Source organism: Pseudomonas sp. NCCP-436, assembly GCF_019656335.1.
Taxonomy (GTDB): domain Bacteria; phylum Pseudomonadota; class Gammaproteobacteria; order Pseudomonadales; family Pseudomonadaceae; genus Aquipseudomonas.
In genome coordinates, this window is the sequence record NZ_BPLZ01000003.1 from 308,814 (window position 1) to 331,330 (window position 22,517).

At 61.6% G+C, this 22,517-nt stretch carries 24 protein-coding genes; 4 read left to right on the top strand and 20 right to left on the bottom strand.

What is annotated here, in order from left to right; translation table 11 throughout:
• The first annotated feature begins 1 nt into the window (after position 1).
• Both NCCP436_RS05550 and NCCP436_RS05555 read left to right on the top strand, forming a co-directional pair.
• Positions 2-1,408, top strand: a complete 1,407-nt coding sequence (locus NCCP436_RS05550; protein ID WP_220802820.1) for an FtsX-like permease family protein — start codon at positions 2-4, stop codon at positions 1,406-1,408.
• 57 nt (positions 1,409-1,465) lie between these two features.
• Positions 1,466-1,987, top strand: coding sequence for a DUF3299 domain-containing protein (locus NCCP436_RS05555; RefSeq protein ID WP_220802822.1), 522 nt, complete (start codon positions 1,466-1,468; stop codon positions 1,985-1,987).
• 42 nt (positions 1,988-2,029) lie between these two features.
• On the opposite strand, the gene NCCP436_RS05560 is transcribed toward NCCP436_RS05555, so the two are convergent.
• Genes NCCP436_RS05560 through NCCP436_RS05585 form a run of 6 tightly spaced genes read right to left on the bottom strand, consistent with a single transcriptional unit; the run spans position 2,030 to position 6,913 of the window.
• Entirely contained in the window at positions 2,030-3,127 is a 1,098-nt protein-coding gene (locus NCCP436_RS05560) for a hypothetical protein (protein ID WP_220802824.1), read from the bottom strand.
• 2 nt (positions 3,128-3,129) lie between these two features.
• On the bottom strand, positions 3,130-3,822 hold the full coding sequence (locus tag NCCP436_RS05565) for an energy transducer TonB (RefSeq protein ID WP_220802826.1): 693 nt from the start codon (positions 3,820-3,822) through the stop codon (positions 3,130-3,132).
• Positions 3,822-4,232: a biopolymer transporter ExbD gene (locus tag NCCP436_RS05570; protein WP_220802828.1), complete on the bottom strand. Its 411-nt coding sequence runs from the start codon at positions 4,230-4,232 to the stop codon at positions 3,822-3,824. Before NCCP436_RS05570 ends, NCCP436_RS05565 begins: the two co-directional genes overlap by 1 nt.
• A gap of 11 nt (positions 4,233-4,243) precedes the next feature.
• Positions 4,244-4,795, bottom strand: a complete 552-nt coding sequence (locus tag NCCP436_RS05575; RefSeq protein ID WP_220802830.1) for a MotA/TolQ/ExbB proton channel family protein — start codon at positions 4,793-4,795, stop codon at positions 4,244-4,246.
• Complete coding sequence (locus tag NCCP436_RS05580; RefSeq protein WP_220802832.1) at positions 4,788-6,137, bottom strand: MotA/TolQ/ExbB proton channel family protein; 1,350 nt, start codon at positions 6,135-6,137, stop codon at positions 4,788-4,790. The genes NCCP436_RS05575 and NCCP436_RS05580 overlap by 8 nt, the downstream gene beginning before the upstream one ends.
• Positions 6,134-6,913: a DUF3450 domain-containing protein gene (locus tag NCCP436_RS05585; RefSeq protein ID WP_220802834.1), complete on the bottom strand. Its 780-nt coding sequence runs from the start codon at positions 6,911-6,913 to the stop codon at positions 6,134-6,136. The genes NCCP436_RS05580 and NCCP436_RS05585 overlap by 4 nt, the downstream gene beginning before the upstream one ends.
• A 182-nt stretch (positions 6,914-7,095) precedes the next feature.
• Here NCCP436_RS05585 and NCCP436_RS05590 point away from each other — a divergent pair, with 182 nt between their 5' ends.
• On the top strand, positions 7,096-7,779 hold the full coding sequence (locus NCCP436_RS05590) for an OmpW family protein (protein ID WP_220802836.1): 684 nt from the start codon (positions 7,096-7,098) through the stop codon (positions 7,777-7,779).
• 72 nt (positions 7,780-7,851) lie between these two features.
• Here the strand turns inward: NCCP436_RS05590 and NCCP436_RS05595 are convergent, their stop codons facing one another.
• The 4 genes from NCCP436_RS05595 to NCCP436_RS05610 are packed head-to-tail and all read right to left on the bottom strand — an operon-like array spanning position 7,852 to position 11,560.
• The gene (locus NCCP436_RS05595) at positions 7,852-8,775 is read right to left on the bottom strand and encodes an NAD-dependent epimerase/dehydratase family protein (protein ID WP_220802838.1); all 924 of its coding nucleotides are present in this window, start codon (positions 8,773-8,775) and stop codon (positions 7,852-7,854) included.
• The gene (locus NCCP436_RS05600; protein WP_220802840.1) at positions 8,768-9,652 is read right to left on the bottom strand and encodes a sugar nucleotide-binding protein; all 885 of its coding nucleotides are present in this window, start codon (positions 9,650-9,652) and stop codon (positions 8,768-8,770) included. The genes NCCP436_RS05595 and NCCP436_RS05600 overlap by 8 nt, the downstream gene beginning before the upstream one ends.
• A gap of 18 nt (positions 9,653-9,670) precedes the next feature.
• Complete coding sequence (locus NCCP436_RS05605) at positions 9,671-10,156, bottom strand: single-stranded DNA-binding protein (protein ID WP_220802842.1); 486 nt, start codon at positions 10,154-10,156, stop codon at positions 9,671-9,673.
• Positions 10,157-10,174: 18 nt separating this feature from the next.
• Complete coding sequence (locus NCCP436_RS05610; protein WP_220802844.1) at positions 10,175-11,560, bottom strand: MFS transporter; 1,386 nt, start codon at positions 11,558-11,560, stop codon at positions 10,175-10,177.
• Between the two features lie 133 nt (positions 11,561-11,693).
• Between NCCP436_RS05610 and uvrA the strand changes: the two genes are divergently transcribed.
• Positions 11,694-14,528, top strand: coding sequence for an excinuclease ABC subunit UvrA (uvrA, locus tag NCCP436_RS05615; protein WP_220802846.1), 2,835 nt, complete (start codon positions 11,694-11,696; stop codon positions 14,526-14,528).
• A 47-nt stretch (positions 14,529-14,575) separates the two neighbouring features.
• Here the strand turns inward: uvrA and bfr are convergent, their stop codons facing one another.
• From bfr to rplO, 10 genes are all read right to left on the bottom strand, one after another.
• Positions 14,576-15,040 (bottom strand): bacterioferritin, encoded by a 465-nt coding sequence (gene bfr, locus NCCP436_RS05620; RefSeq protein WP_220802848.1) that lies wholly within the window; start codon positions 15,038-15,040, stop codon positions 14,576-14,578.
• A 122-nt stretch (positions 15,041-15,162) separates the two neighbouring features.
• Positions 15,163-17,379 (bottom strand): catalase/peroxidase HPI, encoded by a 2,217-nt coding sequence (katG, locus tag NCCP436_RS05625; protein ID WP_220802850.1) that lies wholly within the window; start codon positions 17,377-17,379, stop codon positions 15,163-15,165.
• Between the two features lie 225 nt (positions 17,380-17,604).
• Positions 17,605-17,991 (bottom strand): 50S ribosomal protein L17, encoded by a 387-nt coding sequence (rplQ, locus tag NCCP436_RS05630; protein ID WP_220802852.1) that lies wholly within the window; start codon positions 17,989-17,991, stop codon positions 17,605-17,607.
• 43 nt (positions 17,992-18,034) lie between these two features.
• On the bottom strand, positions 18,035-19,036 hold the full coding sequence (locus NCCP436_RS05635; RefSeq protein ID WP_220802854.1) for a DNA-directed RNA polymerase subunit alpha: 1,002 nt from the start codon (positions 19,034-19,036) through the stop codon (positions 18,035-18,037).
• A 22-nt stretch (positions 19,037-19,058) separates the two neighbouring features.
• Positions 19,059-19,679 (bottom strand): 30S ribosomal protein S4, encoded by a 621-nt coding sequence (gene rpsD, locus NCCP436_RS05640; protein ID WP_220802856.1) that lies wholly within the window; start codon positions 19,677-19,679, stop codon positions 19,059-19,061.
• Positions 19,680-19,696: 17 nt separating this feature from the next.
• The gene (rpsK, locus tag NCCP436_RS05645) at positions 19,697-20,086 is read right to left on the bottom strand and encodes a 30S ribosomal protein S11 (protein WP_003243933.1); all 390 of its coding nucleotides are present in this window, start codon (positions 20,084-20,086) and stop codon (positions 19,697-19,699) included.
• A gap of 30 nt (positions 20,087-20,116) precedes the next feature.
• Positions 20,117-20,473: a 30S ribosomal protein S13 gene (gene rpsM / locus NCCP436_RS05650; protein WP_220802858.1), complete on the bottom strand. Its 357-nt coding sequence runs from the start codon at positions 20,471-20,473 to the stop codon at positions 20,117-20,119.
• A 133-nt stretch (positions 20,474-20,606) separates the two neighbouring features.
• A complete protein-coding gene (gene rpmJ, locus NCCP436_RS05655) occupies positions 20,607-20,723 on the bottom strand; it encodes a 50S ribosomal protein L36 (RefSeq protein WP_220802860.1) in 117 nt (38 codons plus the stop codon).
• Between the two features lie 28 nt (positions 20,724-20,751).
• Positions 20,752-22,080, bottom strand: a complete 1,329-nt coding sequence (gene secY / locus NCCP436_RS05660) for a preprotein translocase subunit SecY (protein ID WP_220802861.1) — start codon at positions 22,078-22,080, stop codon at positions 20,752-20,754.
• A complete protein-coding gene (gene rplO / locus NCCP436_RS05665) occupies positions 22,081-22,515 on the bottom strand; it encodes a 50S ribosomal protein L15 (RefSeq protein WP_220802862.1) in 435 nt (144 codons plus the stop codon).
• Positions 22,516-22,517 lie beyond the last annotated feature (2 nt).

The window sequence follows — 22,517 nt, forward strand, 5'->3', positions numbered from 1 at the left end:
CATGCACCTGGTCCGCATCGCCCTGGCCAGCCTGGCCAACCGCCGCTTCACTGCGCTACTCACGGTATTTGCCATCGCCTTGTCGGTCTGTCTGCTGCTGGCCGTAGAGCGCGTGCGAACCGAGGCACGCGCCAGCTTCGCCAACACCATCAGCGGCACCGACCTGATCGTCGGCGCACGCTCGGGTAGCGTGAATCTGCTGCTGTACTCGGTTTTCCGCATCGGCAATGCCACCAACAACATCCGCTGGGACAGCTTCGAGCGCTTCGCCGAGCATCGTCAGGTGAAATGGGCCATCCCCATTTCCCTCGGCGACTCGCACCGCGGCTACCGGGTAATGGGCACCAGCACCGCCTATTTCGAGCATTACCGCTACGCCCGCAGCCAAACGCTGCAGTTGGCTCAGGGGCGCGCCTTCGCCGACGATCCCTTCGAAGTGGTACTCGGTGCGGAAGTGGCCCAGGCACTGGGCTACGGCCTTGGCGAGAAGATCGTCCTGGCTCATGGCGTTGCCACCATCAGCCTGATCAAGCACGACGACAAGCCCTTCACCGTGGTCGGCATCCTCGAACGCACCGGCACGCCGGTGGATCGCACCCTGCACATTTCCCTGGCCGGGATGGAGGCGCTGCATATCGACTGGCACAACGGCATGCCGGCACGCGGCGCGGCGCAGGTCAGCGCGGATCAGGTGCGAGAGTGGGCAAGCGCCTGTTCACAAGCGTCGCGAGCGCAGACGGGGCAAGGCGAAAGCGGGCGAGGAAGCGCAGTTGAGTCGAGTCTCAATGAGCATTCCGAGCCCGCTTTCAACGCAGCAGCGTCAAGCGCAGTAGCTTGTGGACAGGCGCTGCAGCCTAAGCAGATCACCGCCTTTATGCTGGGCCTCAACAGCAAGATCGCCACCTTTAGCCTGCAGCGCGAGATCAACGAATTTCGCGGCGAGCCACTGCTGGCGATCCTGCCGGGCGTGGCTCTGCAGGAGTTGTGGAGCCTGATGGGCACTGCCGAGCAGGCGTTGTTCGTGGTCTCGCTGTTCGTCGTGCTGACTGGCCTGATCGGCATGCTCACGGCAATTCTCACCAGCCTCAACGAACGCCGCCGGGAGATGGCGATCCTGCGCTCGGTGGGCGCACGCCCCTGGCATATCGCCAGCCTGCTGGTGCTGGAAGCCTTCGCTCTGGCATTGGCCGGCGTGGTTTTCGGCGTCGCGCTGCTGTACCTGGGCATCGCCGCCAGCCAGGGCTTCGTACAGGCCAATTACGGCCTGTATCTGGCACTCAATGCCCCATCCGGCTACGAGTGGAAACTGCTGGGCAGCATTCTCCTCGCGGCCGTGGCAATGGGCAGCGTGCCGGCCTGGCGCGCCTATCGACAGTCGCTGGCCGACGGTCTGTCGATTCGCCTGTAAGGCAAGAACGGAGCGCCTCGCGTAGACTGCGCGGGCGCTTCTTCAACGAGGTATCCCATGTCACGCCACCTGCTCGCCACCCTGCTGCTGACGCTGTGCCTGCCGCTGTCTGCCGCCGAGGTGCGCGAAATCACCTGGTCCGATCTGATTCCACCGGACGCACCGCCGCAGAAGATCGACCCGACACCTATCCACGACCTGTCGCAACTGGCCGACGCCTTGTCCGAAGCCGGCCCGGCGGCCGTGCAGCAGTCACCGGCAGCGCCGGTGGTCAAGGCGCTCGATGGTCAACAGGTGAAGCTGCCTGGCTATATCGTGCCGCTGGACGTAACCGAGGAAGGCCGGGTGGTAGAGTTCCTGCTGGTGCCCTACTTCGGTGCCTGCATTCATGTACCGCCGCCACCATCGAACCAGATCATCCATATCACCAGTGAACTGGGCGTGCTGCTCGATGCGCTGTACCAGCCATTTTGGGTGGAGGGGCCGCTGAAAGTTGAACACGTCAGCAGCGAGCTGGCGGAGGTCGGTTACCAGATGGAAGCCGAGAAGATCTACCCTTACGAATTGAGCGACGGCTGAGCAGAAAAAAGCCGAACCCGGAGGTTCGGCCTGTGATCTCGCTCAGCCACGGCTGGCCAATTGGTGCTCACGCTCGAAACGCAGCTCACTTTCCGCCCACTGCCGCCATGCACGGATCTTGGCACGCTCGGCACCGCCACGCTCAGCCCGTACCAGTGCATCCAGACCAGCTCTCCAGCGCGCCTGCTCCAGTTCCAGCTGGGCCACATACAACCAGTGCTTGCCGGCACCGCTACGTTCGGCCAGAGGCCGCAGCACCTTCACCGCAGCTGCCCGCTCGCGCGCCTGCCACCAGAGCAGACCCAGTCTTTCCTGGCGCGCTTCAGTGCTGCTCAACAGGCCGCCATCAAGCATACCGGCCAGCAGCTTGGCCCCCTGCCACGGCTGCTCGGCCGCGCCAGCCAGCAGCACCAGGTTGTCCAGTTCCGTCTCCTTGAAGCGCAAGCCCTTGGCATGCGCGGCACGCAGGGTGGCCAAAGCCTTGTCATGGCTGCCGGCCAACTGCTGCAAAGCGGCCAGCTGTCGCCAGCGTTCGATCTCGTCAGGCTTGCGCTTGAGCAGCAGCCGCTGCCATCGCTCGGCCTGGGCATAACGCTTGAGATCGGCATTGACTCCCACCAGGAACTGCAGCCAGACATCCGCCGCAGCCGGATTGGCCTGCACATAGCGTTCGGCCAGCGGCAACGCCTTGGCCGGCTGATTCAAACCCTGATAGGCCTGCACCAGCATCTGCAGCACTTCTTCCGAAGCCTGTCCCTGCCTGGACGACAGCAGCTCGACCACTTTGGCATAGCGACGCTCACCCAAGTTCATGCGAGCCAGGTTGAGCCGCTCCTCAGCCAGCATTGACTCATCCAGCTTGCCACTGCGCACGGCCTTGTCCAGCCAGTCGATAGCCTGCGGCATCTGTCCTGCCGACCAGGCCAGATAAGCCCTGCTACGCCAGACCAGCGCCTCTTCGAAACTGCCGGGAATCGGGTTGAGCGCATCCAGAGCCTGCCTTGCAGCGGCGTGATCACCCTTCTGCTGGGCAGCCTGTGCCGCGTTGAGGCCACGGAATACGGTCGGGTCGACGGTCTGCTGAGCCATCCCCGGCGCAGCAGCAACACTCAGCATCACGAGCAGCAACCAGCGGTACATGGTCAACTCCTTTCCAGACGAAAGTAGAGGGTTTTCACCGCCTCGCGATCTACCGCCAGACCGCCCTCGGTGCGTGGCGAGAAGCGCCAGCGGGCAGCAGCACGGCGCGCCTCACGCTCGAACACGTTGCTCGGTTTGGCCTCCAGCACACGGATATTCTCCACGTTGCCGGCGCGATTGATGGTAAAAGCCAGTTTGACGAAACCTTCTATACCCCGCTGAAGTGCATAGCGCGGATAGTCCGGACGCACATCATTGAGCGGTACCACTTCACTTTCCATGCCGCCTGCCAGCCCGCCGGACTCACCAGCGTCCGTTACTGCCGCAACAGGCGCCGAGGCTGGGGCTCCGGGTGCCAGACCCGCCAGGCTTGGTGCGGGAGCAGCATTGACCGTCACACCGCCTGCCAGGCTAGGCAGTTGAATATCCAGCACCGGCAATTGCGCACTGGGGCTGGCCGCCATCGGAGTGGGCGGGGTTGGTGGTTGCGGGGTCTGAGGTTGCGGAGGCTGTGGCGCCTGCTGCCGTGTACGACTGGAGGTTTCGCTGGCATTGCCGTCCATACGCACAAAGTTGGCCACACTGACCGGCTCCTGCTGGAGCGACGCACGAGGCGGCGTAACCATGTACAGCATCAGGGCAAACAACGCCAGCGCCATCAGGCAGGCACAGACGAAGGACACGGCCACGCGCATCAGTTGACTCCGCTGGAAGCGGCCAGCGCCACGTCCCGTACGCCGGCCAGACGTGCCTGATCCATGACCTGAACGACCAGACCGGTACGCGCATCACGATCCGCCTGTACCACCACCGCGCCATCGGGCTGCTCGACCCGCATGCGCTCGACGTGGGCCCGTACGCTACGTATGTCTACCGGCTTCTTGTCCAGCCATACCTGGCCATCGGCGGTCACGGCAATCAGGATGTTGCCCTTGTCCTGTGGGCTGGCGGTTTCCGCCTGCGGACGCTGCACTTCGACACCAGCCTCCTTGATGAAGGAGCTGGTGACAATGAAGAAGATCAGCATGATGAAGACCACATCGAGCATCGGCGTCAGATCGATGCTGGTATCCTCTTCCGGCTGGTGATGACGGCGCATTCTCATTTCAAAGACTCTCAATCGTGCCGCAGCTGGTCGGCCAGCCGCTCAAGCGCCCGGCGCGAATCCCGTTCCAGGCGCGCCAGGCTGAACAATCCGGTAATCGCCAGCAACATGCCGGCCATGGTTGGCAAAATCGCCCGCCAAACCCCGGCAGCCATTCCGCGTGGGTCACCATTGCCGCTCATGGCCAGCACATCGAAAACGGCCACCATCCCCGTCACTGTGCCCAGTAGGCCGAACAGCGGGCATAGCGCCACCAGCGCCTTGCCCAGCCGCAAAGGTGCAGCCAACTGCTGCCGGGCCTGGGCCAGCCAGGCATCGCGCACTGCACGCTGCCAACTGCCGATCCCTGCGTCACCCAGCACCTGCTGCCAGGCTTCGCGTCGCTCACGCACCCAGCGCGGGAAAATCCGTCGCAGGAACCAGAAGCGCTCGAACATCAACGTCCAGAACAGCACGCAGAGACCGGCCAGGGCCCACATCACTACACCCCCGGTGGTCATGAAGTCGAGCAGCGCATAGGCGCTGTCGACCGCACGCAACCAGAACGCGTAGAGATCAGTCACGGCGCGGGGCTCCAGACAGATGCAGAGCAATCAGACCGGCGCTCTGCTGTTCGAGGATCTGAATCAGGCCCTTGCTGCGACTGGTCAGCAAGGCATGCAGGAACAGCATCGGAATGGCCACTATCAGCCCCTGCACGGTGGTCACCAGCGCCTGGGAAATACCTTCGGCCATCAGCCGCGAGTCGCCGCTACCACCCTGGGTAATAGCCTGGAAGGTAATGATCATGCCAGTCACAGTGCCGAGCAGACCAAGCAGCGGCGCCACGGCCGCCAGCAGCTTGAGTAGACCGTGCCCTTTTTCAAGCGGCGGGGTTTCCTGCAGGATCGCCTCGTCCAGCTTAAGTTCCAGAGTTTCCAGATCCGAAAGCTGCGGCTTCGCCCCCAGCACGCCGATCACTCGACCCAGCGGGTTGTCGTCACGCGGCGTACCGAGGTCGCTCATCTGGGCCTTGACCCCGCGCGCAATACGGCTGAGGTAGATCATGCGCCAGGCCGCGATCAGTACGCCGAGCACGCCCAGGGCAATGATCACCCAGCCCACCAGGCCGCCCTGCTGTTGGCGATCCCAAAGAGTCGGCTTCTGCTGAAGCTGCGCCAGCAGGGTGCCCCGGCTCGGATCGATCGGCAGGCTCGCCAGTGCGGCGCTGCTACCAAGATAATCGCGCACCTGGGCAAAGCCGGAAGGTTGACGTAGTGGCGCGATCAACTCGCCAGCATCGGTGTCGTAACGCAGGAAGGCATTTTCGCCAAATACCGCGAAAGTGCCGACGCGCAGTACGTTCTGCTCGCTACGCCGGCCATCGGCTGCCACTACCGGCAACGCGACCTGTTCGACTCGACCGCTGGCAGCCAGATCCTCCAGCAGCAACATCCAGTAGCTGTCGAGATCCTCTGCCGAAGGCAGGCTACGGCTTTCGGCCAGGGTCTTGAGCTGCTTCATACGCTCGGGATACTGCACATTGAGCAGGCTGTCCTGCCACTGGCTAATAGTGTCGCCGGCACTCTGGCGCACCACACCGAACAATTCCCCCAGATGACCAACACGCTGCGCCAGCAACTTCTCCTGCTCGGCCAGCTCCACCTCCTGGCGGTCGAATTCGGCCTTCAGCCTTTCAGCCTCGGCTTTCTGCTCGCTCAACGCGGCCCGCGCCGTGGCCAGCAGACGGGCCTGCTCGCCGCGCCGCGCGAGAAACGCCTGCTCGCGCTCCTGCATGGCACTGGTCTCGGCGGCTCGCTCGCTGCGGATACGCTGCAGCAGTTGATCAGGCGTAAGGGATTCGGCAAAGGTCACCACGCCCGGCAGCAGGCTGAGCGCCATGATGGCAATGAAACGACGAGTCATTGGGCTGACTCCTTGGCCAGGGTCTTGATTGGTAGATTCAGTACGTCAGGAGCTTGCTGCTGGCGGGCAATAGCGATGGCCTGACTCAGCGGACGACGGGCACTACCGTCAAGCACCTGCCAGGCCTGGGCCTGCGGGCTCCACCAGCCGCTTTCGTGACCATCGAGCGTCTGGTAATAAAGCATGCTGCGCCCTAGGCGCAGGAACTCGACACTGCGACCGTCACTCTCCCCCTCGGCTGCAGGCAGTTGACCACGCCAGGCCTCAAGGGTGCGACCGTAGTCGCTCTCGATCTGATAGGCCTCGATGATGCGGCGGTATTTGTCAGCCACACTGACATCGGCACGGGGCAACAGATCCTGCAGTTGGGCCAGGCGATCCTCGCGCTCCTCCGCCAGGAATGGCAGATCCGCAGCAATGAACTGACCGAGCACATCGACCATGCGCACCATCAGCGGGCTTACCGCTTCCTCGGTACGCTCGATGCCGTCCAACTGCTTCCGATAACTTTCCAATTCCTCGCGCTGAGCGGCCACCAGTTCGCGCAACTGGCTGTTGTAGCCTTTCAGCGCCTCAGCCTGCTGCAGGGCGTTGCGGTATTCACTGAGCATCTCGCGGCTATCGTCGTCCAGTTGCGCAACACGTCCCTGAGAGGCCTTGGCCTCGGCTGCCAGGCGCTGACTTTCGTCCAGCGCCTCATCCAGCGGCGCGGCCATCAGCGAACCGCTGGCCAGGGTCAGGGCGACGGCCAGGGCGCGAAGTGAAAAGCGATTCATGCGCGAAGAAACCTCGACAGATGCATTCTCAAAAAGAGAAACATTATCATCTACAACCGCATTCGAGGCAATGCGCAATTCATGGCAACAGCTCGCACAAGCATTGAGCCAGGTCAAAAACTCAATCGTTGCATGGCTTAGTATTTAACCCAGCCAAACACCTCTCTCGACTGGAGCACGCCATGTACAAGTCCCTGTTCACTGCCTCCCTGCTGGCCCTCGCCATCGCCGCCCCCGCCGCTCAGGCTCACCAGGCCGGCGACATCATCATCCGTGCCGGAGCCATTACCGTCGACCCGCGTGAAGACAGCGGCAATATCGACCATGCAGTGCTGGGCAAGGTTGCCGGCAGCGGCGCGACTCTGAACAGCGATACTCAGTTGGGCCTGAACTTCGCCTACATGGTGACTGATCACTTCGGCATCGAGCTGCTGGCCGCCACCCCCTTCAGCCATGACGTAGGCGTCAAGGGCATGCCCGGCGCATTCGCCGGCCTCAATGGCAAGCTCGGCAGCCTCAAACACCTGCCACCGACCCTGAGTGCGGTCTACTACCCGCTGGACAAGACCTCGGCCTTCCAGCCCTATGTCGGCGTCGGCATCAACTACACCTGGTTCTTCGACACCGAGCTGAGCAGTGAAGCCGAAGGCAAGGGCTTCCGCGGCCTGGACATGAAGGACTCCTGGGGCCTGGCCGGCCAGATCGGCATGGACTACATGCTGACCGACAACCTGATGCTCAACGCCCAGGTGCGCTATATCGACATCGAGACCACCGGCACTACCTACCTGGCCGGTGACAAGGTCAAAGTGGATGTGGATGTCGATCCCTTCGTCTACATGGTGGGTCTGGGCTACAAGTTCTAAGCCCTCCCGAACAACAGAAAAGCCGGCATCTGCCGGCTTTTCTGCATTTGCGCTCAGCACGCGACAGCGGCGCTACAAGCCTAGCAATCGGGCAAGTCCTTCACGCAGCGGAGTCTGCGCCGGCAAACGGTACTGAGAGCTGAGACGGGCAATATCGGCACGCGAGTGGCGGATATCTCCGGGCCTCGGCGGCAGATAGCCAACCTCGGGCAGAGCGCCACACAGCTCACCAATTTCCGCCAACAGGCGATTGAGACTGACAGCCTGGTTCCAGCCGACATTGACCGGCTGTGACTCGACCGAACCGGCTGTCAGTGCCTGCATCAGCAGAGCGACCAGATCACCTACATAGAAGAAGTCACGGGTCTGTTCGCCATCGCCGTAGACATTGATCGGCTCGCCTCGCAGGGCTCGCTGAGTGAAGATGCTGATCACTCCCGAGTACGGCGAGGAGGGATCCTGACGCGGGCCAAAGATGTTGAAGAAGCGAAAAACCGCCGGCTCAATGCCGTGCTGACGGCGATAGAACTCCAGATAGTGCTCACTGGCCAGCTTGTCCGCCGCATAGGGTGTCAGTGGCGCCTTGGCCGCATCTTCACGAATGGCCACACCTTCGCCATTGTTGCCGTAAACCGCAGCGCTGGAGGCATAGACCACACGCCGCACACCATGCTGACGCATTGCCTCACAGACGTTCAGGGTGCCGATAAAGTTGCTCTGGTGGGTAGCTACCGGATCCTCGACCGAAGCCTGCACCGAGGCCACTGCTGCCAGATGCACTACCGCCTGGCAGCCGGCAACAGCCTGCGCCACCAGTGCCGCATCGGCCACATCGCCCTCAATGAAACGCAGCTGCAGGTGCTCCGACGGCAAGTTGCTGCGCCGCCCCATGGACAGGTTGTCCAGCACGCGTACCCGCCAGCCGGCAGCCAGCAGTGCGTCGACCAGGTGTGAGCCGATAAAGCCGGCCCCGCCGGTCACAAGAACTTCAGCCATGACGATAGTAACGATCCAGTAGTGCCGGCACTCCGGAGCGCCAGGCTCGCGGCTTGATGCCAAAGGTATGGAGAATTTTCTTGCAGACCAGCACCGCATGCTGGGGCTCGTCTGCCGCGTCCGGGCGCGCGGCATGAGCCTGCGGCAGAACCTCTCCGACGAGCTGGCTGCGGTATTGATGCGCTTCGCCCAGCACCGCCTGCCCCAGGCTTAGTGAGGTGGTCGCCTCATGACCGCCGTAGTGATAGGTCCCCCAAAGCGGCGAGGCACAGTCCAGCTGCTTGAGTACCGCAAGGATAACTCGTGCCGCATCGTCCACCGGAGTCGGGTTGCCCCGCCGGTCATCGGCCAGGTAAAGCGCCTCGTCACGCTCGGCCCGGCGCAGGAAACGTCCGAGCACCCCCTCCGGACTGTCATCAATCAACCAGCCAAAGCGCAGCAACACATGCCTCGGGCAGTACGTCCGAACGCTTTGCTCCAGACGCCAGAGCGCTTGGCCACGCCCCCCCAATGGCAAGGGTTCATCCTTCTCGCTGTAGGCTGTGGCGCGCGCACCATCGAACACGCGGTAGCTCGATGGCTGCACCAACATGATCTCGTGGTGCTGACAGAGTTCGGCCAGCCGCACGACAGCCTGTTCCTGCATGGCCAGCCGAGCCTCGCTTACCGACTCGGCCTGAAACCAGTCGAAATAGTAAGCCAGATTGATCAGTGCATCCGGCCGGGTATCATCAAGCAGGGCCGTCAGGCTCGCCGCGTCCCAGCCGCTCTCTGGCGGGCGTGGGGCGAGAAAGCCGATGTCCTCCTCGGCGCCGAGACGGATCAGCGCTTGCCCCAGGGCACTCCCGCCGCCCAGCAGCATCAGCCGCATTCGCATAGACCGGTTCCCGTCAGATCAGAACGGGATGTCGTCGTCGAAGCTATCGTAGTCAGGAGCCGGCTGGCTCTGCTGCGGAGCCGGACGTTCCTGGCGCGCGGGTTGCGGCTCACGTTGCGGAGCCGGACGCGACTGGCGTGGAGCGCCATCGTCAGCCCCCGGACGGCCACCGAGCAGCTGCATGGTGCCCTGCATGTCAACCACGACTTCGGTGGTATAGCGCTTGATACCGTCCTTTTCCCACTCGCGGGTCTGCAGTTTGCCCTCGATGTACACCTGCGAACCCTTTCGCAGGTACTCGCCGGCAATTTCGGCAACCTTGCCGAACAGCACGACGCGGTGCCATTCGGTACGCTCGACGCGCTGGCCGCTCTGTTTGTCCGTCCACTGCTCGCTGGTAGCCAGGCTCAGGTTGGTGACCGCATTGCCATTGGGCAGGTAGCGTGTTTCCGGATCCTGACCGCAGGTGCCGACCAGAATGACTTTGTTAACCCCACGGGCCATAACGTTCTCCTAGGCTCGTCACGCCACCGGCGCCGCTGCGATCAGGCGCTCCAGTGTCGTTCGATCCACTTGTTGGGTGTCCACTTTGATATAGATGGCCGCTTCATCGCTCACAACCACGGCATCCGCCACTCCTGGCATTGCCTTCAGGCGTTCGACCAGTCCGCCATCGGCCAGTGCCGTGACATCAAGCGGCAGGCGCAAACTGGTGACATACGGCGGTTCGCGCATAGTAACAGCAATGACCAGCCAAATCGTACAGAGCACGGCGCAGCCGATAAACACGCCATTCAGCCCCACGTGCTGATACAGCCAGCCACCCAGGATGCCGCCCAACGCAGCACCAAGGAACTGGCTGGTGGCGTATACCCCCATCGCAGTGCCCTTGCCACCAGCCGGAGCCACCTTGCTCACCAGTGAGGGCAACGAAGCTTCCAACAGATTGAAGGCAGTAAAGAACAGTACGAAGCCCAACACCAGCGTCTGCAGGCTGTTCCCCAGCGTGGCGAAATACAGCTCGCAGAGCAGCAACGCCAGCACCGCACCACTCAACACCCGCTTCATCTGGCGCTTTTTCTCGCCATAGATGATGAACGGCACCATGCCAAAGAAGCCGATCAGCAGCGCAGTCAGGTACACCCACCAGTGCTCGTCACGAGCCAGCCCGCCCTGCTCCATCAGCGCCAACGGCAGGGCAACGAAACTTGCCATCAGCACCGCATGTAGAGCCAGAATGGCGAAATCAAGACGCAGCAGATCCGGATTCTTCAGCGTCGGCCACAAGGCCTGAGCCGCCACGCCGGATTCACGGTGCTGCAACGGTCCTGCGCTCTTGGGCACCAGTCCGGCTACAATCAACATGCCCAGCAAAGCCATAGCGGCGGTTGCCCAGAATAGCCCATCCAGGCCGAAGGCCCGGGTCAGCAACGGCCCGACCACCATGGCCACGGCAAACGACAGGCCGATACTCATGCCGATCATGGCCATGGCCTTGGTGCGGTGCTGCTCGCGAGTGAGGTCAGATAGCAGCGCCATCACCGCCGCGGAAATCGCTCCGGCGCCCTGCAACACCCGCCCACCGATCACGCCCCAGATGGAGTCGGCATTGGCTGCCAACACGCTGCCAGCAGCAAAGATCAGCAGCCCAGCGTAGATCACCGGCCGACGACCAATGCGGTCGCTGAGCATACCGAAGGGAATCTGCAGCACGGCTTGAGTCAGACCGTAGGCACCTATGGCCAGGCCTATCAGAGCCGGCGTACTGCCAGCCAGCTCCGTGCCGTAGGTAGCCAGCACTGGCAGCACCATGAACATGCCGAGCATGCGGAAGGCGAACACCAGTGCCAGGCCACCGGCCGCACGGGTTTCGGCCCCGCTCATCCGCTCAGTTTGCGAATCATGCATCGCTGAAGCCTCAGAAAAACCAGCCGGCGATTCTAACAGCCACAACGCCGACGGCACAGGCACGCACTTTGCCGCAGGCTTGACGCGCCCCGTATAATCGATCGTTTCCGCTCGCCAAGCGAGGCCGTTGCCAGTGGACAAGATCCTCATCCGGGGTGCGCGCACCCATAACCTGAAGAACATCGACCTGACGCTGCCGCGCGACAAGCTGATCGTGATCACCGGCCTGTCCGGCTCGGGCAAGTCGTCGCTGGCCTTCGACACCCTCTACGCCGAGGGCCAGCGCCGCTACGTCGAGTCCCTGTCGGCCTACGCCCGACAGTTCCTGTCGATGATGGAGAAGCCCGACGTCGATACCATCGAGGGCCTGTCCCCGGCCATCTCCATCGAGCAGAAGTCCACCTCGCACAACCCGCGCTCGACCGTCGGCACCATCACCGAGATCTACGACTACCTGCGCCTGCTCTACGCCCGCGTCGGCATTCCGCGCTGCCCGGATCACGATGTGCCGCTGGAGGCGCAGACCATCAGCCAGATGGTCGACCAGGTCCTGTCTCAGCCGGAAGGCCGCAAGCTGATGCTGCTGGCCCCGGTGGTGCGCGAGCGCAAGGGTGAGCACCTATCGGTATTCGAAGAGCTGCGCGCGCAAGGCTTCGTCCGCGCCCGGGTCAACGGCAAGCTGTTCGAGCTGGACGAACTGCCCAAGCTGGACAAGCAGAAAAAGCATTCCATCGACGTGGTGGTGGATCGCTTCAAGGTACGCGAAGACCTGCAGCAGCGCCTGGCCGAATCCTTCGAAACCGCCCTCGGCCTGGCCGACGGCATCGCTCTGGTGACGCCGATGGACGATGAGGAAGGTGACGAGATCATCTTCTCCGCACGCTTCGCCTGCCCGCACTGTGGCCATTCGATCAGCGAGCTGGAACCCAAGCTGTTCTCCTTCAACAATCCGGCCGGCGCCTGCCCGACCTGCGACGGCCTGGGGGTGAAGCAGTTCTTCGACGCCAAGCGCCTGGTCAACGGCGAGCTGACCCTGGCCGAAGGTGCCATTCGCGGCTGGGATCGGCGCAACGTCTACTACTTCCAGATGCTCGGCTCACTGGCCGCTCATTATGCTTTCAGCCTGGAAGTACCCTTCGACGAGCTTGCCGCCGAGCACCAGAAGGTGATTCTGTTCGGCAGCGGCACGCAAAGCGTGGATTTCAAGTACCTCAATGACCGCGGCGATATCGTCAAGCGCTCTCATCCCTTCGAGGGCATCATCCCCAATCTCGAGCGGCGCTATCGCGAAACCGAGTCGGCCACCGTGCGCGAGGAACTGGCCAAGTACCTTAGCACCCAGCCCTGCCCCGACTGCCGTGGCACCCGCCTGCGCCGCGAGGCACGCCACGTCTGGGTCGGAGACAAGACCCTGCCGGCCGTCACCGGCCTGCCGGTGGGCGAAGCCTGCGACTATGTCGCCGGTCTGCACCTGACCGGTCGCCGCGGAGAGATCGCCGAGAAGATCCTCAAGGAAATCCGCGAGCGCCTGCAATTCCTGGTCAATGTTGGCCTCGACTATCTGACCCTCGATCGCAGCGCCGACACCCTGTCCGGCGGCGAGGCACAGCGCATTCGCCTAGCCAGCCAGATCGGCGCCGGTCTGGTGGGCGTCATGTACATCCTTGACGAACCCTCCATCGGCCTGCACCAGCGTGACAACGAGCGCCTGCTGGCCACCCTCACCCACCTGCGCAACCTGGGCAACACGGTGATAGTGGTCGAGCACGACGAGGACGCCATCCGCCTGGCCGATTATGTGGTGGACATTGGCCCGGGTGCCGGCGTGCATGGTGGGCGCATTGTCGCCGAAGGCACTCCGGACGAGGTGATGCAGCACCCGGACTCGCTGACCGGCAAATACCTGTCGGGGCGGGTGAAGATCGAGGTGCCAAGCCAGCGTACTCCGCGCGACAAGAAGCGTCTGCTGAAACTCAAAGGAGCACGCGGCAACAACCTGCGCAAGGTCGATCTGGAGATTCCGGTCGGCTTGCTGACCTGTGTCACCGGCGTGTCTGGCTCGGGCAAGTCAACGCTGATCAACAACACCCTGTTCCCCATCACCGCCACCGCGCTGAATGGAGCCACCAGCCTGGAGGTTGCGCCCTACGACTCGTTCGACGGCCTGCAGCACCTGGACAAGGTGGTCGACATCGACCAGAGCCCCATCGGCCGTACGCCGCGCTCCAACCCGGCCACTTACACCGGCCTGTTCACGCCGATCCGCGAACTCTTCGCCGGCGTGCCGGAATCGCGCTCGCGCGGCTACGGCCCGGGGCGCTTCAGCTTCAACGTCAAGGGTGGACGCTGCGAGGCCTGCCAGGGCGACGGAGTGATCAAGGTGGAAATGCACTTTTTGCCGGACATCTACGTGCCCTGCGACGTGTGCAAGGGCAAGCGCTACAACCGCGAGACCCTGGAGGTGAAGTACAAGGGCAAGAGCATCACCGAGGTGCTCGACATGACCATCGAAGAGGCCCGCTCCTTCTTCGATGCCGTACCGGCCATCGCCCGCAAGCTGCAGACACTGATGGACGTGGGCCTGTCCTATATCAAACTGGGCCAGAGCGCGACGACGCTGTCCGGTGGCGAAGCACAGCGGGTCAAGCTCAGCCGCGAGCTGTCCAAACGCGATACCGGCAAGACCCTGTACATTCTCGACGAGCCCACCACCGGCCTGCACTTTGCCGATATTCAGCAGCTGCTGGACGTGCTGCACCGCCTGCGCGACCACGGCAACACCGTGGTAGTGATCGAGCACAACCTGGACGTGATCAAGACTGCCGACTGGATCGTCGACCTTGGTCCCGAAGGTGGCTCCAAGGGCGGCCAGATCATCGCCACCGGCACCCCGGAAGAAGTCGCTGCCAATCCGGCATCCCACACCGGCCACTTCCTCAAGCCACTGCTGGAGCGCGATCGCAGCTGAAACGAAAGAGCCCCGCACATGCGGGGCTCTTACTTTGACAAGTCAGCTTACATCTGACTCTGCAGGTACTTCTCCAGTCCCAGCTTGTCGATCAGCTGCAACTGAATCTCCAGCCAATAGGCGTGGTCCTCCTCAGTGTCCTTCAGTTGCGCCAGCAGGATGTCACGACTCTGATAGTCCTGATGCCGCTCGCACAGCGAGATACCCTTGCTCAGAGCCCCGCGCACCTTGTACTCCAGATCTAGATCAAGCTTAAGGGCCTCTGGCACGGTCTGGCCGAACACGAAGGGCTCCGGAGTCATGTCCGGTACGCCTTCGAGAAAAATAATGCGCTTGAGCAAGGCATCGGCGTGCTGTGTTTCCTCCTCCATCTCGTGATTAATGCGCTCGTAGAGCTTGCTGAAGCCCCAGTCCTCATACAGTCGCGAATGGATGAAATACTGATCGCGGGCAGCCAGCTCGCCCTTGAGCAACTGTTTGAGATAGTCGATGACTTCGATATGGCCTTTCATGCCGGCATTCCTTGTTGCGTCCACAGCAGGGTTCAATGCTCCCCCTGCGTCGAGATACGGTCAAGCAAAAAGCACAACGCCTCCGATGGAGGCGTTGTGCTTAATTGCCATGGATCAGAGCATCAACCCTGGCGCAGATCGAAGCGATCCAGGTTCATCACCTTGGTCCAGGCGGCGACGAAATCCCGTACGAAACGTTCAGCCCCGTCCGCCTGAGCGTAGACCTCGGCCAGTGCGCGCAGCACCGAGTTGGAGCCAAACACCAGATCGACACGAGTGGCGGTGTATTTCTTGATGCCGGTCTTGCGATCCAGTCCCTCGAAGAGCTCACCGGCACGCTTCCACACGGTCCCCATGTCCAGCAGGTTGACAAAGTAGTCAGTGCTCAGAGTACCGGGACGCTCCGTAAACACACCATGACGGCTACCGTCCCAGTTGGCATCCAGAACCCGTAACCCGCCGACCAGCGCAGTCATTTCCGGAGCGGTAAGGGTCAGCAACTGAGCCTTATCCACCAGCAGATGCTCAGCCGGAATTGCACTCGGCCCTTTCAGGTAGTTGCGGAAACCGTCGGCAAACGGCTCTAGGAAGCTGAAGGACTCCACATCAGTCTGCTCCTCAATCGCATCGACCCGACCTGGAGCGAATGGCACCTCGACAGAAAAGCCGGCTGCCCGGGCAGCCTGTTCGATGCCGACACCGCCAGCCAGAACAATGAGATCCGCCAGCGACAGTCGGGACTCCGCCTGAATCGCCTCCAGCTTCGGAAGAACCTGCACTGCCCTCTGGTTGGACTGCCAATCGCGTTGGGGTGCCAGACGAATACGAGCGCCGTTGGCCCCGCCGCGCTTGTCACCACCGCGGAAGGTGGAAGCCGAGGCCCAGGCCAGCGATACCAGATCACCTGCCGACAGCCCCAGCGCTGTGATCTTCGCCTTGGCTTCAGCGATATCCAGCGGCGCTGGCTTGTGTGTAGCCTTGGGTAGCGGATCCTGCCAGATCAGCTCTTCAGCCGGCACTTCCGGCCCCAGGTAACGGGACCTCGGCCCCATATCGCGGTGGGTCAGCTTGAACCAGGCGCGGGCGAAAGCATTGGCGAAAGCCTGCGGGTCGTCACGAAAATACCGGGAAATGCGCCCGTATTCCGGATCGAAACGCAGCGCCAGATCCGTAGTCAGCATGGTCGGCTTGCGCCTGGGCGAATCCGGAGCTGGCCCGGGAATGATGGCCTCGGCATCCTTTGCCACCCATTGATGGGCACCGGCCGGGGACTTGCTCAGCTCCCACTCAAAGTCAAAGAGGAACTTGAAGAAGTCATTGCTCCATTGCGCCGGAGTGCTGGTCCAGGTCACTTCGAGCCCGGAGGTGATGGTGTCAGCCCCTTTGCCGCTGCCGAAACTGTTGGCCCAGCCAAGCCCCTGCATCTCTAGATCGGCGGCCTCCGGATCAGCCCCTACATGACTCGCCGGGCCTGCGCCATGGGTTTTGCCCAGCGTGTGACCGCCGGCGATCAGTGCAACGGTTTCCTCGTCGTTCATTCCCATGCGAGCAAAGGTTTCGCGAATGTCATGAGCTGCGAGCAAGGGGTCCGGGTTGCCATCGGGGCCTTCCGGGTTGACGTAAATCAGCCCCATCTGCACCGCTGCCAGCGGATTTTCCAGGCTACGCGAGTGTTCCCTGCCGCCGGTATCGTCCTCACTTACCTGAACGCTGCTGTTCTGCCCCCTGGAGACATCATTGGAGTCCTTGGCATAACGCTTGTCACCACCCAGCCAGGTAGTCTCACGCCCCCAGTAGACGTCCTGATCTGGCTCCCAGGTATCCTCGCGGCCGGCAGCGAAACCAAAGGTGCGGAAGCCCGAATGCTCCAGGGCAACGTTACCGGCAAGAACCATCAGATCGGCCCAGGAGATACTCTGGCCGTACTTCTGCTTGACCGGCCACAGTAGACGCCGGGCCTTGTCCAGGCTGACGTTGTCCGGCCAGGAGTTGAGTGGCGCGAAACGCTGCTGACCGCGACCGGCGCCACCACGGCCGTCACCACTACGGTAGGTACCGGCGCTGTGCCAGGCCATGCGGATCATAAGGCCAACGTAGCTACCGAAGTCTGCCGGCCACCAGTCCTGACTGTCGGTCATCAGCTTGTGCAAGTCGGCCTTGAGCGCCCGATAGTCGAGCTGCTTGAACGCTTCAGCATAGTCAAACTCTTCCCCCAGAGGATTGGAGCGCGACGAGTGCTGGTTCAGCAGATCCAGCCGCAATTGGTTTGGCCACCAGTCACGGTTGCTGGTACCCCCTGCGCCCCCCTGATGGAACGGACATTTGGATTCATTCGACATGCTGCTCTCCTTCTCTGGATTTGATCACGCCTGGCCCTCTGGCTGACGGCGATGAGACAAGGCTAGACGGAGCGCTCTAACCGGGCCAATTTAGCCTGTGCAAGAAAGCGATAGATAAAATCTTCCGGATAAGGTTCAAAAATAGAGAAAACCAAGGAACCCTCCGATAAATTGCAGGCAATAAAAAACCGGGCACAAGGCCCGGTTCTCTATACAACCAGCAACTTACTCGGCAGCTTCTACCGAACCACCAACCGGACGGTCAACCAGCTCGACATAAGCCATCGGAGCATTGTCGCCAGCGCGATAACCGCACTTGAGGATGCGCAGGTAGCCGCCATTGCGGGTGGCATAGCGCTTGCCCAGGTCGTTGAACAGCTTGCCGACGGCAGCTTTCGAACGGGTACGGTCGAAAGCCAGACGACGGTTGGCTACGCTGTCTTCCTTGGCCAGGGTGATCAGCGGCTCGGCTACGCGACGCAGTTCCTTGGCTTTCGGCAGGGTAGTTTTGATCAGCTCGTGCTCGAACAGCGAGACCGCCATGTTCTGGAACATGGCCTTGCGGTGAGCGCTGGTGCGGCTGAGGTGACGGCCACTTTTACGATGACGCATGGTTCAATTCCTTACCAAACTTCAAGTTCGGTGATGATGACGATCAGGCAGTAGCCTTATCGTCTTTCTTCAGACTTGCCGGCGGCCAGTTGTCGAGGCGCATACCGAGGGACAGACCGCGCGAAGCCAGAACGTCCTTGATCTCGGTCAAAGACTTCTTGCCCAGGTTCGGGGTTTTGAGCAGCTCTACTTCGGTGCGCTGGATCAGGTCACCAATGTAGTAGATGTTCTCTGCCTTCAGGCAGTTGGCCGAACGGACGGTCAGTTCCAGGTCATCAACCGGACGCAGCAGAATCGGATCGATCTCGTCTTCCTGCTCGACCACTACCGGCTCACTGTCGCCCTTCAGATCAACGAAGGCAGCCAGTTGGTGCTGGAGGATGGTCGCGGCACGGCGGATGGCCTCTTCAGGATCCAGGGTGCCGTTGGTTTCAAGATCGATGACCAGTTTGTCCAGGTTGGTGCGCTGCTCGACACGAGCGTTTTCCACCACGTAAGCAACCCGGCGCACAGGGCTGAACGAAGCATCCAGCTGCAAGCGACCAATGCTGCGGCTTTCGTCTTCGTCGCTCTGACGCGCATCAGCCGGCTCATAGCCGCGACCACGAGCCACGGTGAGCTTCATGTTCAGCGAGCCGTTATCGGCTAGGTTGGCGATCACGTGGTCGCCGTTGACGATTTCGACATCGTGATCCAGCTGAATATCGGCAGCGGTAACGACGCCTGGGCCCTTCTTGGACAGAGTCAGGGTCACTTCGTCGCGACCGTGCAGTTTGATCGCCAGACCTTTCAGGTTCAGCAGGATCTCGATGACATCCTCCTGAACACCTTCAATGGCGGAGTACTCATGGAGTACGCCGTCGATCTCGGCCTCGACTACTGCACAGCCAGGCATGGAGGACAACAGGATGCGACGCAGCGCGTTGCCCAGGGTATGACCAAAACCACGCTCGAGAGGCTCGAGGGTGATCTTGGCGCGGGTCGGACTGACCTCCTGCACATCAATGTGACGGGGGGTCAGGAACTCATTTACCGAAATCTGCATGGATGCACCTATTTTCTAGCCCTTACTTGGAGTAGAGCTCGACAATCAGGCTCTCGTTGATGTCAGCGGAGAGATCGCCGCGAGTCGGTACGCTCTTGAACACACCGGACTTCTTCTCGACGTCCACTTCAACCCACTCGACACGGCCGCGCTGGGCGCTAAGCTCGAGAGCCTGAGCGATGCGCAGCTGGTTCTTCGATTTCTCGCGAACAGCAACCACGTCGCCGGCCTTAACCTGGTAGGACGGTACGTTTACGGTCTGACCGTTGACGCTGATAGCCTTGTGCGAAACCAGCTGACGGGATTCGGCACGGGTAGCGCCAAAGCCCATACGGTAAACCACGTTGTCCAGACGGCACTCCAGCAGTTGCAGCAGGTTTTCGCCAGTGGCGCCCTTCTTGCTGGCAGCTTGCTTGTAGTAACCGCTGAATTGACGCTCCAGAACGCCGTAGATACGACGGACTTTCTGCTTCTCACGCAGCTGGGTGCCGTAGTCGGACTGACGGCCACGGCGCTGGCCGTGAATGCCCGGGGCTGCTTCGATGTTGCACTTCGATTCAAGCGCGCGAACACCACTCTTCAGGAAGAGGTCGGTGCCTTCACGGCGAGACAGTTTGCACTTGGGACCAATGTAACGAGCCATATTTCACTGTCTCCTGTTTACACGCGACGCTTCTTCGGCGGACGGCATCCGTTGTGCGGGATGGGCGTCACGTCGGTGATGCTGGCGATTTTGTAGCCGCAGGCGTTCAGAGCACGCACAGCGGATTCGCGACCCGGGCCCGGGCCCTTGACGTTGACGTCGAGGTTCTTCAGACCGTATTCCAGAGCAGCCTGACCAGCGCGCTCGGCGGCGATCTGGGCAGCAAACGGAGTGGACTTACGCGAGCCACGGAAGCCCGAACCACCGGAAGTAGCCCAGGATAGGGCGTTGCCCTGACGATCCGTGATGGTCACGATGGTGTTGTTGAACGACGCATGGATGTGGGCGATGCCGTCAACCACCGTCTTTTTGACTTTCTTACGAGTACGAGCAGCAGGTTTTGCCATGACTAGATTCCTGTCGATTCGCGAATGCGATTACTTGCGGATCGGCTTACGCGGGCCCTTACGGGTGCGAGCATTGGTCTTGGTACGCTGACCACGAACCGGCAGGCCACGGCGGTGGCGCAGACCACGGTAGCAGCCCAGATCCATCAAGCGCTTGATCTTCATATTCACTTCACGACGCAGGTCGCCTTCGGTATTCACCTTAGCTACTTCGCCACGCAGCAGTTCGATCTGCTCGTCAGTCAGATCCTTGATTTTCGCCGCCGGATTCACGCCGGTAGCAGCACAGATTTTCTGTGCAGTGGTGCGACCAACACCGTAGATGTAGGTCAGCGAGATAACAGTGTGCTTGTTATCCGGAATGTTAACGCCTGCAATACGGGCCATTCAGTGGAACTCCAATTGACAGCTACCTACGCCCCGGAAGCCAAGAAATAGGGCGCGAGATATTAACGCTGTAAAAACAAATAATCAACCCGACAGCGCACTAGCTGCCGGGCTCATCACGCGTGGTTCACACTCAGCCTTGGCGCTGCTTGTGACGCGGCTCTGCGCTGCAGATCACCCGCACGATACCGTCGCGACGAATAACCTTGCAGTTACGGCACAGTTTTTTCACCGATGCACGAACTTTCATTACCAACTCCTCGAACCTTACGGGCGGATCAGCGGAGCATGCCGCTGCCGTAACCCTTCAGGTTGGCTTTCTTCATCAGGGAATCGTACTGGTGAGACACGAGGTGAGATTGCACCTGGGACATGAAGTCCATCACAACCACAACCACGATCAGCAACGAGGTCCCGCCAAGGTAGAACGGAACGTTGGCAGCCACCTGCAGGAACTGCGGGAGGAGGCAAACGGCCGTCATGTACAGAGCACCGAACATGGTCAAGCGGGTCAGCACGCCATCGATATAGCGCGCGGATTGCTCGCCCGGACGGATACCCGGAATAAAGGCACCGGACTTCTTCAGGTTTTCCGCTACGTCTTTCGGGTTGAACATCAGCGCCGTGTAGAAGAAGCAGAAGAAGATGATCCCTGCACTAAACAGCAGAATGTTCAACGGCTGGCCGGGAGCGATCGCCTGCGAGATGTCCTGCAGCCAGCCCAGACCCTCGGACTGACCGAACCAGGTTCCCAGCGAGGCCGGGAACAGCAGCAGACTGCTGGCGAAGATGGCCGGGATTACGCCCGCCATGTTCACCTTCAGCGGCAGGTGACTGGTCTGCGCAGCGAAGACCTTGCGGCCCTGCTGACGCTTGGCGTAGTGCACCGCAATACGGCGCTGGCCACGCTCGATGAACACCACGAAAGCAATGATCGCCACTGCCAGCATGCCGATGGCGATCAGGGCAAAGATGTTGATGTCGCCCTGACGGGCGGACTCGAACGACTGCCCGATTGCCGACGGCAGACCGGCGACGATGCCCGCGAAAATCAGCATCGAGATACCGTTGCCGACACCACGCTCGGTGATTTGCTCGCCCAGCCACATCATGAACATCGCGCCCGCCACGAAAGTGGTGACCGCCACGAAGTGGAAGCCGAAATCGACCGAGAACGCCACGCCCTGACTGGCCAGACCAACAGACATGCCGATGGCCTGAACAAACGCCAGGACAAGAGTGCCGTAGCGGGTGTATTGACTGATCTTGCGACGACCAGCCTCACCTTCCTTCTTCAACTGTTCCAGCTGCGGGCTGACAGCGGTCATCAGCTGCATGATGATCGAGGCCGAGATATACGGCATGATCCCCAGTGCAAAGATCGACATCCGCTCCAGCGCGCCGCCGGAAAACATGTTGAACAGGCTAAGAATGGTCCCCTCATTCTGCCGGAACAGATCCGCCAGACGGTCCGGGTTGATGCCTGGAACCGGGATGTGCGCACCTATCCGGTAGACGATGATCGCCAGGAACAGGAAGCGCAGACGAGCCCAGAGTTCGGACAACCCGCCACCTGCCAGCGCTGAGAGAGCACCTTGCTTAGCCATTTAGTCCTCGAACTTACCGCCAGCTGCTTCGATAGCCGCACGCGCACCCTTGGTGGCAGCGATACCTTTCAGGGTGACCGCACGGGTGACCTCACCGGACAGCATGACTTTTACACGCTGTACGTTACGGCCGACCAGATTGGCATCCTTCAGCGCCTGCAGGGTCACGACATCGCCTTCAACCTTGTTCAGCTCGGAAGTACGGATTTCCGCACGATCCAGAGCCTTCAGGGAAACGAAGCCGAACTTCGGCAGACGACGGTGAAGCGGCTGCTGACCACCCTCGAAGCCCGGAGCGATGGAGCCACCGGAGCGAGAGGTCTGACCCTTGTGGCCGCGGCCACCGGTCTTGCCCAGACCGCTACCGATGCCACGGCCCGGACGGTGCTTCTCGCGACGGGCACCCGGCGCGGAACGCAGATCGTTCAGTTGCATGA

Coding starts and splice junctions, on each gene's coding strand:
- NCCP436_RS05595 (WP_220802838.1), bottom strand. CDS start 8,775: ATGGCTGAAGTTCTTGTGACCGGCGGGGCCGGCTTTATCGGCTCACAC.
- NCCP436_RS05560 (WP_220802824.1), bottom strand. CDS start 3,127: ATGTACCGCTGGTTGCTGCTCGTGATGCTGAGTGTTGCTGCTGCGCCG.
- rplO (WP_220802862.1), bottom strand. CDS start 22,515: ATGCAACTGAACGATCTGCGTTCCGCGCCGGGTGCCCGTCGCGAGAAG.
- rpmJ (WP_220802860.1), bottom strand. CDS start 20,723: ATGAAAGTTCGTGCATCGGTGAAAAAACTGTGCCGTAACTGCAAGGTT.
- rpsD (WP_220802856.1), bottom strand. CDS start 19,679: ATGGCTCGTTACATTGGTCCCAAGTGCAAACTGTCTCGCCGTGAAGGC.
- NCCP436_RS05610 (WP_220802844.1), bottom strand. CDS start 11,560: ATGCATGATTCGCAAACTGAGCGGATGAGCGGGGCCGAAACCCGTGCG.
- NCCP436_RS05585 (WP_220802834.1), bottom strand. CDS start 6,913: ATGAATCGCTTTTCACTTCGCGCCCTGGCCGTCGCCCTGACCCTGGCC.
- katG (WP_220802850.1), bottom strand. CDS start 17,379: ATGTCGAATGAATCCAAATGTCCGTTCCATCAGGGGGGCGCAGGGGGT.
- NCCP436_RS05600 (WP_220802840.1), bottom strand. CDS start 9,652: ATGCGAATGCGGCTGATGCTGCTGGGCGGCGGGAGTGCCCTGGGGCAA.
- NCCP436_RS05555 (WP_220802822.1), top strand. CDS start 1,466: ATGTCACGCCACCTGCTCGCCACCCTGCTGCTGACGCTGTGCCTGCCG.
- NCCP436_RS05605 (WP_220802842.1), bottom strand. CDS start 10,156: ATGGCCCGTGGGGTTAACAAAGTCATTCTGGTCGGCACCTGCGGTCAG.
- rpsM (WP_220802858.1), bottom strand. CDS start 20,473: ATGGCCCGTATTGCAGGCGTTAACATTCCGGATAACAAGCACACTGTT.
- rplQ (WP_220802852.1), bottom strand. CDS start 17,991: ATGCGTCATCGTAAAAGTGGCCGTCACCTCAGCCGCACCAGCGCTCAC.
- NCCP436_RS05570 (WP_220802828.1), bottom strand. CDS start 4,232: ATGAGAATGCGCCGTCATCACCAGCCGGAAGAGGATACCAGCATCGAT.
- NCCP436_RS05580 (WP_220802832.1), bottom strand. CDS start 6,137: ATGACTCGTCGTTTCATTGCCATCATGGCGCTCAGCCTGCTGCCGGGC.
- rpsK (WP_003243933.1), bottom strand. CDS start 20,086: ATGGCAAAACCTGCTGCTCGTACTCGTAAGAAAGTCAAAAAGACGGTG.
- NCCP436_RS05635 (WP_220802854.1), bottom strand. CDS start 19,036: ATGCAGATTTCGGTAAATGAGTTCCTGACCCCCCGTCACATTGATGTG.
- NCCP436_RS05550 (WP_220802820.1), top strand. CDS start 2: ATGCACCTGGTCCGCATCGCCCTGGCCAGCCTGGCCAACCGCCGCTTC.
- NCCP436_RS05590 (WP_220802836.1), top strand. CDS start 7,096: ATGTACAAGTCCCTGTTCACTGCCTCCCTGCTGGCCCTCGCCATCGCC.
- bfr (WP_220802848.1), bottom strand. CDS start 15,040: ATGAAAGGCCATATCGAAGTCATCGACTATCTCAAACAGTTGCTCAAG.
- NCCP436_RS05565 (WP_220802826.1), bottom strand. CDS start 3,822: ATGCGCGTGGCCGTGTCCTTCGTCTGTGCCTGCCTGATGGCGCTGGCG.
- secY (WP_220802861.1), bottom strand. CDS start 22,080: ATGGCTAAGCAAGGTGCTCTCTCAGCGCTGGCAGGTGGCGGGTTGTCC.